Origin of the sequence: uncultured Campylobacter sp. (assembly GCF_938018035.1) — a bacterium.
GTDB lineage: Bacteria > Campylobacterota > Campylobacteria > Campylobacterales > Campylobacteraceae > Campylobacter_B.
In genome coordinates, this window is record NZ_CALIJF010000313.1 from 1 (window position 1) to 14,093 (window position 14,093).

Genomic DNA, 14,093 nt, shown 5'->3' on the forward strand with positions numbered 1-14,093 from the left:
CGTCTGCGTTAAATTCGGCGCTGCTTGCGGCATCGCATGCTTGTTTCAAAATTCCGCTAGCCCGCAATACGTCGCACTCATCCGCTTGCGGCGATACCGAAGCGACGCTGCCAGACGCGTTTGACATCTGCGATACGTCGCACTCATCCGCTTGAGCTTGCTTGGCGTCGCCGTGTTTGAGCGCATCCATTTTTAAAATTTCATTTGCTGCCATTTGAGCCGCGCCGTCTGCGTCAAATTTAGTCCGCTCAAAAGTAAATCCCACTGCCTCCAGCCAGTAGCCTATATATTCGAGCAAATCACACGGGCGATCGAAAAAATCCTCCGCAAGCGCTAACTCGCAGGTAAATTTTACGTTTCGCGAATCGCGGGTTTGCAGCAGGCAGCTAAAAATTTTTTGCTTATCATCTTTGCTCGTCTGCGGATCCGCAAGCCTCTCGCGCCAGATTTGCGAGCTTTCGTAACTAAGCCCGCGCCACGGATACTCCGCGTAATACGCGCTCTCGTTCGGCTGCAATTTAAAAAGCTCGCCCAGACACGGGTGCAAAAACGGCGCGAACTCGAGACTTGCCATGACGATGACCTCTTCGGCGTTTTTCCAGCGCGAGCTCTTTTCATCTCTGCCGTATTTTTTCCGCGCATTTTTGCTTGCGCTTTCGTCCGCCCGCGCCGAGCGTGCATTCTCTCCCGTCTGTGCCGCGCTTTCGTCCTGCTGCGTTTCGCGCCCCTCTGCCGCCTCCTCGCGTAAAATTTCAACCGCCGTAGCGATCAGAGCTTTGAAATCCTCCTCGCCCACGTAGCCCAGGGCGTCCTTTAGCAGCGTGCGGCCGTCCATCCGCCCGCGCAGCAGGCTGTCCGCTAGCGTAAAATACGCCGCCGCATCACCTTGTAGCCGCCAAAACCGCTCGTATAAATTAGGCATACTAAAGCCGTCGCGTTCGAAATCTCGCGCCAAGCCTAGCGCTTCGTCCCGCTTACCCATCTTGACACCCTTGCTTTTAAAATTTTATTTTGATAATTTTAGCGTAAATTTAGATTAAATTTTGAAGGCGACTTATTTTATATGTCAAAATTCCAGTAAAAAATATGTGAGATTAAATTCGGTGGCGAATTAAAATTTAGAAGTGTGCCGAGCCCCGTAGAGCCCGGCTAAATTTTAAAATAGCTCTTAAATTTAAAAGCTATCGTCTCTTTTTTCAAAGATCAGATGCAGCACGTAGGTCACGGCGAAGGTCAAGGTGCTAGGCACTATCCAGCCGAGCATCGAGTCGTAAAACGGCATCATCTTCACAAATGACGTCACAAGCGGCACCGAAATCCCCAAAATATCAAGTCCGTTTATGACACCCTCGACTACGCAGACATAGACGCAGGCGCGGTAAATCAGCTTGCTCGAATCGATCCACGGATTAATCAGCGAGAGGATTATCAGCATGATCGAGATCGGATAGATAGCGACGAGGACCGGGATGGAGCCTTTGATGATGGTCGTAAGGCCGAAATTTGCGACTCCAAAGCCGATCACGCACCAAGCGATCGCCCAGGTTTTATATTTGATCTTACCTTTCGTAAGCTCCTCGAAGTATTCGCTAGCCGAGCTTATAAGGCCAAGAGTCGTGGTGATGCAGGCTAGGAAAAACGCGCTGCCTAGGATCACGACGCCAACTCTTCCGAAATAATGATCGCTTACTCGCGACAAAAGCTCCGCTCCGTTGATATTCGGCGTATCTTTGAAAAGCTCCGCGGAGGTCGCGCCCAGATAGCCCAGCATAAAATATATCGTCATCAGTATGACGCCCGACATCATTCCCGCTTTTATCGTGGAGGTTACAAGGTGCTTCTCGTCGCTTACGCCGGTTGCTTTAATGGCGTTAATTACGATGATTCCAAATGCCAGCGACGCAAGCGCATCCATCGTCTGATAGCCCTCTACGAAACCCTTTGCTGCGGCATGATCGACATACTCCCCGCTAGGAGCGACGAAGCTTCCGATCGGAAATAAAAATCCCGCGCCGAAAAGCAGCAAAATAAGCGCCAAAAGTATCGGCGTGAGGTATTTTCCGAGCAGATCGACGAGCTTTGAAGGGTTCATACAGATGTAATAGTTCAGCGCAAAATATGCAGCAGAATAAACAAATAGCCAAATTTGAAGACGCTCTTCCGCAATAAAAGGCTTAATCGCGATGTCAAAAGGCATATTCGCCGCGCGCGGTATCGCAAAAAGAGGCCCGATCGTAAGATATAAAAGCGCGGTAAAAACGATCGCAAACACCGGATCTATGCGGCGCACTAGGCTCTGAAGTCCCTTGGCACGAGCAATACCCGCAACGCCGAGCACCGGCAGAAGCACCGCCGTAGCGCAAAAAAACATTATCGCGATATAAAAATTCTGCCCCGATTCCCTGCCAAGACCCGGCGGAAAAATAAAATTTCCCGCACCGAAAAACATCGCAAACAGCGTAAGCGATATCGTCAAAAACTGGCTTCTACTAAGCTTGCCCTTCATCTTAAAACCTTCCTTGCTGGATTTGAAACTTATATTGTAGTTACAAATGTTTAAAACATATTTAAATTTAGCCGAAATTTAGCTAAAAATTAGCTTTTTTACGATTTTTTGGCGGACACGCAGCGCGCGGGGCGGTTAAAATTTTAAAAATTTTAAGTATAATTTCGCGAAATTCAAGGATAAATTTAGACAAAATGAGCGAGGAATAAAGATGGCGAAGATTAAAACCACGATTTTTGAATGCCAACACTGCGGCAATCAGCAAAGCAGATGGCTCGGCAGATGCCCCGACTGCGGCGCATTTGATAGCTTCGTCGAGCTCAAGCCCGCTCAGATCAAAGCGCTAAAAGAGATCGAGGGCGAGCTTGCCCACGCCTCGTCCGCAAGCGCCAAAGCGATCAGCGAGATAGAAATCGAGCAAATTTCGCGCATCGACACCAAGGATAGCGAGCTAAATTTAGTCCTCGGAGGCGGCGTCGTAGAGGGCTCGCTCGTGCTAATCGGCGGCAGCCCCGGCATCGGAAAATCCACGCTGCTGCTTAAGATCGCGGCAAATTTAGCAAGCGGCGGCCGCGCCGTGCTTTACGTAAGCGGCGAAGAGAGCGCCAGCCAGATCAAAATGCGTGCGCAGCGGCTTGGCGCAATAAGCGAGCAGCTGTTTCTACTCACCGAGATAAATATGGGTGCCGTGCTTGAAGAGGTCGAGCGCAGGGATTATAAGTTTATCGTCATCGATAGTATCCAGACGCTTTTTAGCGACAAGGCCCCCTCTGCGCCGGGCTCGATCACGCAGGTGCGCGAGATCACGTTCGAGCTGATGCGACTTGCCAAAGCGCGCGGGATTTCGATCTTCATCATCGGCCACATCACCAAAGAAGGCTCGATCGCGGGCCCGCGCATACTAGAGCATATGGTGGACGTGGTGCTGTATTTCGAGGGCGATGCGAGCAAACAGCTTAGAATTTTGCGCGGTTTTAAAAACCGCTTCGGGGCTACGAGCGAGGTGGGGATTTTCGAGATGGGACCGCACGGGCTCGTCAGCGCTAAGGACGTCGCGAGTAAATTTTTCACGCGCGGCAAGGCGGTAAGCGGCTCGGCGATCACGATCACGATGGAGGGTACGCGCGCGCTCGTCGTGGAGATCCAAGCGCTCGTGTGCGAGAGCGGCTACCCCAAGCGCAGCGCTACGGGCTTTGATAAAAACCGCCTCGATATGCTTCTGGCGCTGCTTGATCGCAAGCTTGAGATCGGGCTTGGCGGATACGACGTCTTCGTAAACGTAAGCGGCGGCGTAAAAATCACCGAAACGGCGTGCGATCTAGCCGTCGTCGCGGCAATCGTAAGTAGCTTCAAAAACCGCCCGATCAGCAAAGAGAGCGTCTTCATCGGCGAGGTGAGCCTAAACGGCGAGATCAGAGAGATATTCAACCTCGATGCGCGCCTGAAAGAAGCCGCGATGCAGAAATTTAAAAACGCGATCGTCCCGATGAAGCCGCAAAACGCGCAGGGGCTTAAAATTTTTCATGCTACCGAGATCACGCAAATTTTAGATTGGATGTGAGGCGGCGCGCTTCTTGGCTTCGGTTTAGCAGAGGGCTAGAATGGGCGAAAATAAGTTTTCAGCGGCAAAGGGCGCGTTGTTTTTGCATGGGCGCGGCGAAGGGCGCAAGTGTGCCGCTTTTTGCATGGCTCACAAGCAAGCGCAAATTAGCTTGATCGCTAAGGCGCGATTTTTGGAATTTCACGTATCGTAGCGGCTCAAAAATTCGTTTGAGCTTTAAAACGGCTCGGCGACGGTGCGGTTAAAATTTAATCATTCGCGCCGCATCCCAGGCCAATACAAGACGAGTGCTTTGCGGCGCAAATTTTAAAATTTTGCCGCAATGCGGCGCAAAGCCAACCCCGATAGGTCCTTGCGTCGCACAAAATTCTATCGCGGCGCGCAGGGCGTATCGCATAGAGCTAAGAGCCGGTAAAATTTTAGCGGCGCCAAGCTCTCATGCGCGGGTGCGGATACCACAAGCAAAGTATCGCACGCCGAGCCGAATGAGCGCTGCTGCGACACGCTGCAACCTAGGGGGCTTGCTAACGAGACGCTACGCAAGCCAAAGCGCGCAGGTCCGCCTCACGTAGCCAAAAGACAAAGCCTACAAGGCGGCAAGATAGCAACGCAGCGAGAGCGCGATGAAATTTTAACGCAGGCCGCATAAGCCGTCGGCAAAGCCTAATTCTACGGACAGGCTCCGCGGATAAAATTTCGCAAATCTAGCGCGGATAAAATTTCATAAATTTAAACGGAAAGGTGTGTATGAGCCCAAACGTAATCGTCAAATTCGTCATTTTGTTTTTCATCAAAGCCCGCAGCCTAAACGTCAAATTTAGCAGGCTAGACGCCATCGTATCGCGCGCTTACGCCAAATACGGGGTGCTGTTTAAGCTAAGCGTACCGCTACTTGCCGCAGCATCGGTATTTGCGCTGTTTAACCTATACGATTTTGCCAAAGCAAACTACGTGCTCACGATCTTTTTGCTCGCTTTGGGCTCGCCACTGCTTGCGTATAGCTTTTTTAAGGCGATAAAATCGGCGATGACCTTCGCGCTATTTGTGATCCCCTTTGCGGCGGTGTTTGCGATCATCGCGGTGACGGGCGCGGAAAAGCTTGATAACTCGCTAAATTTTAACATCGTCTTTCCGCTGTTTTTCACCATCGTGTGGTTTGCGATGTCGGTGATCGCCGATGAGGACGTGGCGCAGATCATGAATAAGATCGTATCGAAGCTCTCGACGCTTTTCGTGACGATTTTCATCCTTTACAACTACGAGGCACTGCACGGAATTTTAACCGCAAGTTCGGGAGGGTATCGAGCGAGCGAGGATGAGCTAAACGCGCTTGATCTGGTATTTATGACGATTAGATTTTTTACGCTGCCTTCGATTTTTACGTTGATGATTTTTGAGATTAAGGATTATCTTTTTACGAGATACGACGCGTTCGTGCAGGCTCAGCAAGAGCGCCTGGAGGATTTAAAAAATTCCAAGGGCTCGAAGTAAAAATTTAAAGCCTAGCCAAACATAATTTCAAGGCTTTGCCGCGCGGAATTCTAAAGTTTAGCTGCGCGAAAACCACCGCGCGATCAAAGCTCAACCGCACAAAAACCGCCGTCACGCAATCTTGGCAAATCGCGAGACTCACTGCATAGAAGCTGCCGCTAAGCGATTATCAAAAAGCTCAAAGAAAGGCCCGCCTGCTCAAAAGGAAATTTAGAAGTGCTGCAGGCTGGAAATGACCTCATGGCATATCAAATTGATGAAACAAGAAGGCTTAGAGTTACCTTAATGACACAGGCTAATGCCATAACCAATTATCTTTCGGCCCAAAATAACAAAGAAATTTTGCAAGACGCCAAAAGCAAAAAAATGAAAGAAGGGAAAAACGATTGGGAAGGGAAGTCGGATTTAAATGCAATCAAATTTTAATTTATTATAATTGCTTGTTTTCAATTTTATGCAAAGGAGAATTGCAATGAAAAAGGTAATTGTCAGTATATTGGCCGTAGGTGCTTTTATTTTTCTAACAGGTTGTGAGGAGAAGCCAAAAACAAGGGATTATTACAAACAACATGTAGAAGAAGCTAAAGTAAAAGTCCAAGAATGCGCAAAAAAAGAAAGAATGAGTAAAAATGAGCAAGAAGACTGTTCTAATGCCAAATTTGTTACAGAAGCCGGCACAAATACGTGGGAAGGAAAATCCGACCCTAACGCGCTCAAATACGAATAGCTTTTATTAAGATCGTCGCGCAGTGAAATTTAAAAGCTGCGCGAGCCGATACCTACGATGCGACGGCGGCGATCCGTCGCGATCACAAAAAGCGGCACTACCTGCTTTTGCGCACGACGCCTGCTAAAAGCTCCTGCGTGGAGGACATTTTTAAATTTCATCTGCAAAAGCCCGCTTTCCGCACAGGGTACGGCGCTTGCTTCGCAATTAAGCGAGCGTTTAAATTCCGAAGCCTGACGCAGAGAAATCGCACAGCAAGAATTAGGACGGAATTTTGTTTTTGAAATTTTACCTTTAAAATTCTAAGGCGGCGCACTACCTGGATTTTAAAGGCGTGCCGTCATATCGGCGTCTTTTGCTCTACGCCTAAATGGGCGTTTAAAAATTTGCTTTGAGAGCGAAGTAAAATTTAGACTTGAGTGGTCGAATTTCGCTTCACAATTTCAGAGAAATTTTAAAATTTATAACGCGCAAATTTCGCCCGAAATTTTCAAATTTAAACGCCTAATTTTAGAGACGAAATTTTAATACTATGCGGGATTAAAATTTAAATCCGCAGAGCAAATGGAGGGTTTTAAGTGCATAGCACTCGAACATACGATGCTTAAATGCACGCAAGCTTGCAGATTTAAGATTTTAATTTGCCTTTTTTCAAAAACATACGCGCGGTCCGCGACATAGGCATGATATCTGGATTTAATTTATAAAAAGGTACCCTAAAATCCATAGACGAACCGCGGGCATCAAAAACGGAATTTCAATCACGCCGAGCGGCTTGAATTCCGATCGATATCGATGAGCTTTTAACGCGATGGATCGGAATTTTAAATCGTTGAAGCATCCAAAATTCCGATCCACAATTGAATTTAACATTCTAAAAGAAGCTGTATATGTCGTCTAAAAGGAAGTACTTTTTATCGACGGTGCCTTTGTAGAAAGGCTCGAAAGTATCGTTATACGCTTTTTTGAAAAAGCCCTCTTTGCTGAGTGAGATGAGCGCTTGATTGACGGCTTCTGCAAGTTCAGAGTTGCCTTTTTGCATCGCGATGCCTAAAAACACGTTCTCGCCAAGACTTTTGATATTAACCTCGACGCTAGGATCTGCGACCGGATAGACCATCACAAATAGATTATCGTCGCACGCGCCGTCGATCTCGCCGCTCTTTAACCGCTTGTAGCAATCGGAGGAATTTTTGCAATACACTAGATTGTAGCCGCCGTCCTTTTGCATAAACGCTTCGCCCGTCGAGCCGCGAATGACGCCTACTTTCTTACCTCGCAGATCGCTCATTTTTTGGATATTGTCGCTCTTTTTGGTTAAAACTCCGGAATTTACCGAAAGATAGGGCATCGAAAACTCATAATTTTTCTTTCTCTCCTCAGTAACGCTTGCAGCCGCGATAAGCATATCCGCCTGATTATTTTGAATGGACGGAAAGCGCGCTTGCGCCGATACCGGTATGAGCTCGATCCTGCCGCCGGTATCGCCTAAAATTTTGCCTCCGATTGCATTAGCAAGCTCTACGTCAAAGCCCTCAAAGCCGTTATCCGTAACTCTACTAAATGGAGGCTCATTTTCATAAACGGCGATACGAATGACTTTACTCTGCTTTATTTGGCTTAAAGAATTCGCAAGCGCAAAGATGCAAGATAAAAGAATTAAAAACAGTGATTTTTTCATTTTAAATTCCTTTTTTATTAAAAAAAGCTGTAAAGATCGTCGAGTAAGAAATATTTTTTATCGACGGTGCCTTTATAGAAGGATTCGAAAGTGTCCTCGTAAGCCTTTTTGAAAAAGCCCTCTTTGCTAAGCGCGATCAAGCCTTTATTGATCGCTTCTAGCAGCTCCGCGTTACCCTTTTGCACCGCGACGCCCAAGAATACATTATCGCCTAAATTTTTTATATTGACCTCGACTGCAGGATCTACGATCGGATAGACCATTACAAAAAGGTTGTTGTTGCAATACCCGTCGATCTCGCCGCTTTTTAATCTCCTATAGCAATCGACCGAATCGTTGCAATAAGAAACATTATAACCGCCGTCCTTTTTGATATACGCCTCGCCGGTAGTCTTGCGGATGACGCCGATCTTTTTGCCCATCAGATCGCCTATTTTGTGAATATTTGAGTCTTTTTTCGTTAAAATTCCCAAATTCACCGTAAAATACGGCATCGAGAAATCCACGCTGCCTTTACGCTCTTCAGTGATACTTGCAGCCGCGATTATCATATCGGCTTGATTATTTTGAAGCATCGGAAAGCGCACTTCGTTCGTTACCGGGATAAGCTCGATACGACCACCGCTGTTGCCGAAAATTTTACCGGCTAGCGCATTGGCAAGCTCGACTTCGAAACCCTCAAAGCCTTTCTCGCTTGACTTGCTAAAAGGCGGCTCGTTTTCATAAACGCCCACTCTGATAACCTTGCTTTGCTTTATTTCGCTTAAGGAATTCGCAAAAACAAAGATCGCCGACAATAGAATAAGAAAAAATGACTTTTTCATAATTTCCTCCTTGAATTTTAAATTTTTCGTAATTGTAATGTAAATTTTCTTAAAATTTCATTTTACTAGAACCGAAACTATTCCCTAAATTGCGAGCTTAGCGATAAAATTTCGCAACTAAAATTTCTAAGCATAATGATAGAGGCTTTTTAAATTTTAGCGTCTTTACGCTAAGCTCTGCCTGTTCTAATTAAATTTTAGCGCTTCGCTATAAAATTCTGTGCGTCTATTAGCGCCGCGCAAAAATAGCACGCCGCTGCGAAATTCTATGGAATTTTATAAATTCTGCAACGACGCGTTAGTGGAATTTGCAATCCAAACCCAAGCTCGCAAAGTCGGACAAAATAGTAAGGCTATGCGAGCCCTTTAAATTTTACCCGACGAGAGCACACAGCTATGCTTACTGCAAGCAAATGCAGGCGAGCTGTACCGCTACGACCGCCTAAAATAGGCTATAAAGGTCATCCAGCAAGAAATATTTTTTCTCCGCAGTGCCCTTGTAATACGGCTCGATCGCCTCATCATAGGTCTTTTTCATAAAGCCGTCTTTGCTAAGCTTAATTAACTCGCCGTTTAAGAACTCGAGCAGATCCTTATTGCCCTTAGAAACCGCAATGCCCAAGAAATCCGAAACGCCTAAATTCTTAATATTTACTTCAGTATCGCTATCTACGACTGCATAAGCAAGAACTAATAAATTATCGTGTGCAAAGCCCGCACCCTTACCCTCTTTTAGAATTTTATAGCATTCGTGTGCGGTAGCACAATTTATGATTTCAAAACCCTCTTTTTTAAAATATGCCTCGCTAGTCGTACCGCTTTCTGCGATGATCGGCTTACCGTGTAAATCAGACATCGTTTTGATCTTATCTCCCTTGCGAGTTAGCACGCCGATATTTACTGCGAAATACGGTGTCGTAAAATCGACCGCCTGCTTACGCTCATTTGTGATAGTAAAGGTCGCAAGCACCATATCTACTTTATTTTCTTCCAACGCTTTTAAACGCTCACTAGCCTTTACGGGCACGAATTCCACCTTGCCCACCTTGCCACCGAATATATCTTTTGATAGCGCCTCGGCTAGAGTAACCTCAAATCCTTGGAATTTGCCGTCTTCAAATTTACTAAAAGGCGGTTGCGCCTCAAATACGCCTACGCGCACACTGCCCGATTGCCTAATCTCAGATAGGGTATTTGCCACTACACTACTTGTAAATAGCAATAAAATTCCCAAAATTATCTTTTTCATATCGTTCCTTTAATTTGCAATGATTAGCCTAACCGCGCATTCGCGTCGCTTCGGCAAGCCGTCTTAAGCCGGTCGTATATTATTCGCTCACTTCTCCTTTCGACATTTTTTAAAATTTCTTTACTTTGAAATTTTGCGGCGCATTTTACGCAAATTTCATTTAAAATACATTTAATCTGCGCCGTGATTTAGATCCCAATCGATCTCTCCCAGACCGTGCGCGCGCAGATATTCGTTGCATCTGCTAAAATGCCTGCAGCCAAAAAACGCTCCTCCTGCAAGCGGACTGGGATGCGCGGCGGTTAAAATGAGATGCCTCTGCGCATCGATCAGCGCCGATTTTGCTTTGGCGAAATTTCCCCACAGCATAAAGACTAAATTTTGCCGCCTAGCGCTTAAAATTTTAATCACGGCGTCGGTGAAAATTTGCCAGCCGAAGCCGCTGTGCGAGTTCGCGCGGTTCGCGCCCACGCTAAGGCTCGCATTAAGAAGCAGCACGCCCTGCTTCGCCCAGTAGCTCAGATCGCCGCTAGCAGGCTCGCTGATACCCAGATCGCTTTTAATCTCTTTGTAGATATTTACGAGGCTGGGCGGAATTCGCACGCCGCGCGGCACCGAAAAGCTAAGCCCCATCGCCTGATGCGCGCCGTGGTAGGGATCCTGTCCCAAAATTACCGCGCGCACCCGCTCAAACGGGGTGAGATTGAAGGCGTTAAAGATCAAATTTCCCGGCGGATAGACGATCTCGCGCGCCTTTGCGGCGAGCAGGTTTTCCTTGATCTTCGCAAAATACTCGCTTAGAAATTCCTCTCTAAGCGCCTCTTTCCAGCCGCTCTCGATCCTCACGTCGTCTAAATTTATCTGCATACCGACCCTTTAAATTTTAATAAATTAACGCTCTAATTTTACAATAAATTTTAAAAATAGTCTCGCTCGCACGCGCCGCTGCAATCAAAGGCGGATCGCACCGCCGCCGCAACCGATCCCGCCGATTTACTAAGTATAGCCTGCCGCTACACGATCACGATCAAAAGCGCCATAAATAGCAGCATGGCGATCGTCTTTTTATTATCGTTAAGCAAGCTCTGTGGATAAAAAGCAAACAAAATCGCGTAGGCAAAAAGCGCGATTGCGAACTCCCAAGGGTTATTATCTCTGAATTTTAACCTATAAGCGACCCGAAAGCTATATGCGAAAGCAGCGATAAAATTTGAGTCGGTTTCATTCTGTCTTTGTGATCTCCTATTTTATGAAAAACCCACTATATCGTTATTTTATCTACTTTGATAAATGTCCGCAAGACCAAAGTCTAAATTTTTAAATTTTATCCCAAAAGCTTTTAAATTTAGTTCGCAACGTTATATTAAATCGACCATAAGTAAATTTAGCGCACACTATAATATCCTAAAGTATTTATTTGAACTATATTAAATTCGGGATAAAAAATAACCTCGTGATCATAATCTATCGGCTGTCCCCATTCGTGCTCTTTTTTGTGCCATATTCGCCTTTTATCGTTCACTATTGCCGTTATATTTAAATTTTTGATTGAACCATATATCAAATACTCCCGACTGCCGGCATAATAATAAGACGGCATCGCCCACGATAGTTTAAATTCATGCAAATTTGTAGTTTCAGCTATGCAATCGGACTTGGAAACAAACTCGTAGCCCTCTTGCAACATTTTTTGTTGCGTCAAAACAAAAGGCTTATCCGCCTTTATAAAATGCGCGTAACAGATGCAAGTTTGCAATTTGTCCCTACAATGATAAGGAATGGCTTTTTTGCGATAAATGAGCAAAGTTTCTCCCTTCGTATTTGTTAAGGCTTCAAATTTAGCCAAATTTTTATTTTCTATATATGAAAAATCCGTATTAAGGGGTGAAAATAGAAAGGCTATAAATAAAACAAACAATATCAATGCCGCAAACGGTAATATCAATGCTGCGAGTATTACAATCTTGATGGCTTTCCACAATGTTTTTAATATCTTTACTGCTTGCATTAAGATTTACCTCCTCTCTATTTTAAAATTTACTGCGGTATTTATAAACCACGCCACCGATCTTAGCGGCTTTAAAATTTCATCGTACGAGCTTGCTTCTAAGGTCGTAATACGGATAATCCATCGCCGCAGCGGCAGCCTCGCGCGCAGAGCCGCCTGCGAATTTTTCGATCACGCAAAGACCAAGCTCGATGGAGCTGCTCACACCGCCAGCGGTGATGATCTCGCCTCCTTCTGGCAGGCTATCGCGCACGAGCCGCTCATGCACCACATCCGCGCAGTAAGGCGCCAGCAGATCGTAGCAAAACGGATGCGTGGTCGCGCGTCTACCTCGCAAAAACCCCGCCGCGCCCAGAAGTAGCGAACCGGTGCAAACGCTAAACTTATACTTCGCATCGCGCGCGGTTGCGAGCCACGAGATAAAGCCTGCATCGTCTTTAAGGCGTCGCGTCACCATACCGCCGGGCACAAAAACCGCATCAAAGCCGCCAAGATCCGTCGTGATCTCGCCCGCATCGATCGTAAGGCCGCCGCTATCCGAAACCTGCCGTTCGCGCGAGCAAAACCTCATCTCAAGCTGCGGGCGGACGGCTTTTAACCTTAACATACAATCGTAAAATCCCACAAAATCGAGGTGCGTCTGTCCGCTAAACATCACAAGCGCTAGATTTTTCATAATCCGTCCTTTAAATTTATCGCTCGTTTAAGCTTTCGGCTTGCCGCTGCTGCAATTCTCGGCGCCGCAAGTCCGCAAAATGCGCGGCGGCTAAAATTTTATACCGTAGGCCGCTAAAAAACCCGAGCGAGCGACTTTTTAAATTTTACCCGCATTAAAAACTCGCAGAAATTTTACCGCCCGCGAATGAAATTTTAAAAGCAAATTTAAAATTTTACGCGCTTTTTATTCTGCTTTATTCAGACCTGTGAAAGCCCGCACGCCCGCATAGTGCAGCCTTTTTGAAACATTCTCAAATTCCAAATTCCAAATCCTCTCGTCGTATTTCCATTCAAACGGCGTTTTGTAATTCGTCCAAATTTCATACGCGCGTTCGTTTAGCCGCTCAATCAACGCAGAAACCCCTAAATCGTCGCCCGCTATCTCCATCATCAAATGCCAGTTATCCAAATCGGCGGGGTCGTCGGTATGGATGGATTTTTCGCGCGTAAGATAATACACAAAATCGCCCGTATCAAAGGGGAAGAGGGTATGGCACAGCGCAATGCCGTAAATTTTTTGAGCAAATACGGTCGGAAGCTGCTCGTCCGAATAGCCGAAAGTCGAAACATATAAAAAGCTACGCAAAATGCCCGCTAAATTTCTGCAAACGGGCGCGAAGGCGTATCTGCATACTTGCTGCGTTAAGGCGCCGTTTCGAATAAAACTTATGGCACTATCGATCTCTTTTCTTCTTGCCTGCACGTATTTTTATCTTTTTAAACCGCCAAGCTCGCAAAAGCTGCAAAGAATTGTCGATTGAGCGCAGATGCTTGTCTCTTTTTTCATCCGCCGTGCCGCTTAGCTCCGCGATCCTCGCAGCAGCCTGCCTCCAAAACGGGATCAGGGTTTTTACCCATCCCAGGTAGCTAAGATAAAGCGCGTCCGGCTCCTCCTTTTCAAAAGCCGCTCTCATCTGCGTAAGTTTTATCATCGCAGCTCTCTTATATCAAAATTTTATCCCGCTCGCTACTCCTCGTCCTGCGTCTTCTCTCCGCTTGCCATGCAGCTTTGGAATATAAATTTATGCTCCTGCGGCAGCGCATCGTAAATTTTACTCGCAAGCTCGCGGATCTCCCAAAGCGCCGCCTTGCTAGAGCGCAGAGCGAGGAAGTTTTGCAAGCTACGCGCGTTTATGCTCCAGCTAAGCTCGCTCTTGTAGCACTCGGGCAGGCAGTATTTTGCGATATCAAGGCTGATTGGGGTTTGTAAGATTACGCGCAGATTTTCAAGAGCCGCGACGCTTGCGTTATCGACCGCTTCGTTGCCTGTAAGCACGATGTATCGCGCGGCGTTTTCGAAATCCCCTTGTGCGAAGCTGCCCTCGCCGC

The 14,093-nt window shown here is 46.6% G+C and carries 17 protein-coding genes; 5 read left to right on the forward strand and 12 right to left on the reverse strand.

Translation table 11 applies throughout. The annotated features are described in order from the left end of the window. A partial coding sequence (locus Q0257_RS09340; protein ID WP_298024342.1) for a hypothetical protein occupies positions 1-982 on the reverse strand: 982 nt, incomplete at its 3' end. Positions 983-1,174: 192 nt separating this feature from the next. After that, complete coding sequence (gene brnQ / locus Q0257_RS09345) at positions 1,175-2,506, reverse strand: branched-chain amino acid transport system II carrier protein (protein WP_298024344.1); 1,332 nt, start codon at positions 2,504-2,506, stop codon at positions 1,175-1,177. A 211-nt stretch (positions 2,507-2,717) separates the two neighbouring features. Here brnQ and radA point away from each other — a divergent pair, with 211 nt between their 5' ends. The 5 genes from radA (at position 2,718) to Q0257_RS09370 (ending at position 6,285) form a co-directional block, all read left to right on the forward strand. Further along, positions 2,718-4,067, forward strand: a complete 1,350-nt coding sequence (gene radA / locus Q0257_RS09350) for a DNA repair protein RadA (protein WP_298024346.1) — start codon at positions 2,718-2,720, stop codon at positions 4,065-4,067. 287 nt (positions 4,068-4,354) lie between these two features. Beyond that, a complete protein-coding gene (locus Q0257_RS09355; RefSeq protein ID WP_298024348.1) occupies positions 4,355-4,639 on the forward strand; it encodes a hypothetical protein in 285 nt (94 codons plus the stop codon). A 175-nt stretch (positions 4,640-4,814) separates the two neighbouring features. Continuing rightward, the gene (locus Q0257_RS09360; RefSeq protein ID WP_298024350.1) at positions 4,815-5,558 is read left to right on the forward strand and encodes a hypothetical protein; all 744 of its coding nucleotides are present in this window, start codon (positions 4,815-4,817) and stop codon (positions 5,556-5,558) included. A 216-nt stretch (positions 5,559-5,774) separates the two neighbouring features. Next, a complete protein-coding gene (locus tag Q0257_RS09365) occupies positions 5,775-5,984 on the forward strand; it encodes a hypothetical protein (protein ID WP_297962223.1) in 210 nt (69 codons plus the stop codon). A gap of 46 nt (positions 5,985-6,030) precedes the next feature. Beyond that, entirely contained in the window at positions 6,031-6,285 is a 255-nt protein-coding gene (locus tag Q0257_RS09370) for an EexN family lipoprotein (RefSeq protein WP_298024352.1), read from the forward strand. A 29-nt stretch (positions 6,286-6,314) separates the two neighbouring features. Here the strand turns inward: Q0257_RS09370 and Q0257_RS09375 are convergent, their stop codons facing one another. The 10 genes from Q0257_RS09375 to Q0257_RS09420 form a co-directional block, all read right to left on the reverse strand. Continuing rightward, a complete protein-coding gene (locus tag Q0257_RS09375) occupies positions 6,315-6,446 on the reverse strand; it encodes a hypothetical protein (protein ID WP_298024353.1) in 132 nt (43 codons plus the stop codon). A gap of 713 nt (positions 6,447-7,159) precedes the next feature. Continuing rightward, complete coding sequence (locus Q0257_RS09380) at positions 7,160-7,966, reverse strand: transporter substrate-binding domain-containing protein (protein WP_298024355.1); 807 nt, start codon at positions 7,964-7,966, stop codon at positions 7,160-7,162. Between the two features lie 17 nt (positions 7,967-7,983). Beyond that, the gene (locus Q0257_RS09385) at positions 7,984-8,790 is read right to left on the reverse strand and encodes a transporter substrate-binding domain-containing protein (RefSeq protein WP_291938062.1); all 807 of its coding nucleotides are present in this window, start codon (positions 8,788-8,790) and stop codon (positions 7,984-7,986) included. A gap of 442 nt (positions 8,791-9,232) precedes the next feature. Further along, the gene (locus tag Q0257_RS09390; RefSeq protein WP_298024357.1) at positions 9,233-10,039 is read right to left on the reverse strand and encodes a transporter substrate-binding domain-containing protein; all 807 of its coding nucleotides are present in this window, start codon (positions 10,037-10,039) and stop codon (positions 9,233-9,235) included. 171 nt (positions 10,040-10,210) lie between these two features. Then, positions 10,211-10,906, reverse strand: coding sequence for a uracil-DNA glycosylase (ung, locus tag Q0257_RS09395; RefSeq protein ID WP_298024359.1), 696 nt, complete (start codon positions 10,904-10,906; stop codon positions 10,211-10,213). A gap of 517 nt (positions 10,907-11,423) precedes the next feature. Next, positions 11,424-12,047: a hypothetical protein gene (locus Q0257_RS09400; protein WP_298024361.1), complete on the reverse strand. Its 624-nt coding sequence runs from the start codon at positions 12,045-12,047 to the stop codon at positions 11,424-11,426. Between the two features lie 79 nt (positions 12,048-12,126). Continuing rightward, positions 12,127-12,723, reverse strand: coding sequence for a DJ-1/PfpI family protein (locus tag Q0257_RS09405; RefSeq protein WP_298024363.1), 597 nt, complete (start codon positions 12,721-12,723; stop codon positions 12,127-12,129). Between the two features lie 225 nt (positions 12,724-12,948). After that, a complete protein-coding gene (locus Q0257_RS09410; RefSeq protein WP_298024366.1) occupies positions 12,949-13,467 on the reverse strand; it encodes a hypothetical protein in 519 nt (172 codons plus the stop codon). Next, positions 13,439-13,696 (reverse strand): hypothetical protein, encoded by a 258-nt coding sequence (locus Q0257_RS09415; protein WP_298024367.1) that lies wholly within the window; start codon positions 13,694-13,696, stop codon positions 13,439-13,441. Before Q0257_RS09415 ends, Q0257_RS09410 begins: the two co-directional genes overlap by 29 nt. Before the next feature lie 35 nt (positions 13,697-13,731). After that, positions 13,732-14,093 (reverse strand): FAD-dependent thymidylate synthase (locus tag Q0257_RS09420; RefSeq protein ID WP_298024369.1); only part of this gene is annotated, 362 nt, incomplete at its 5' end.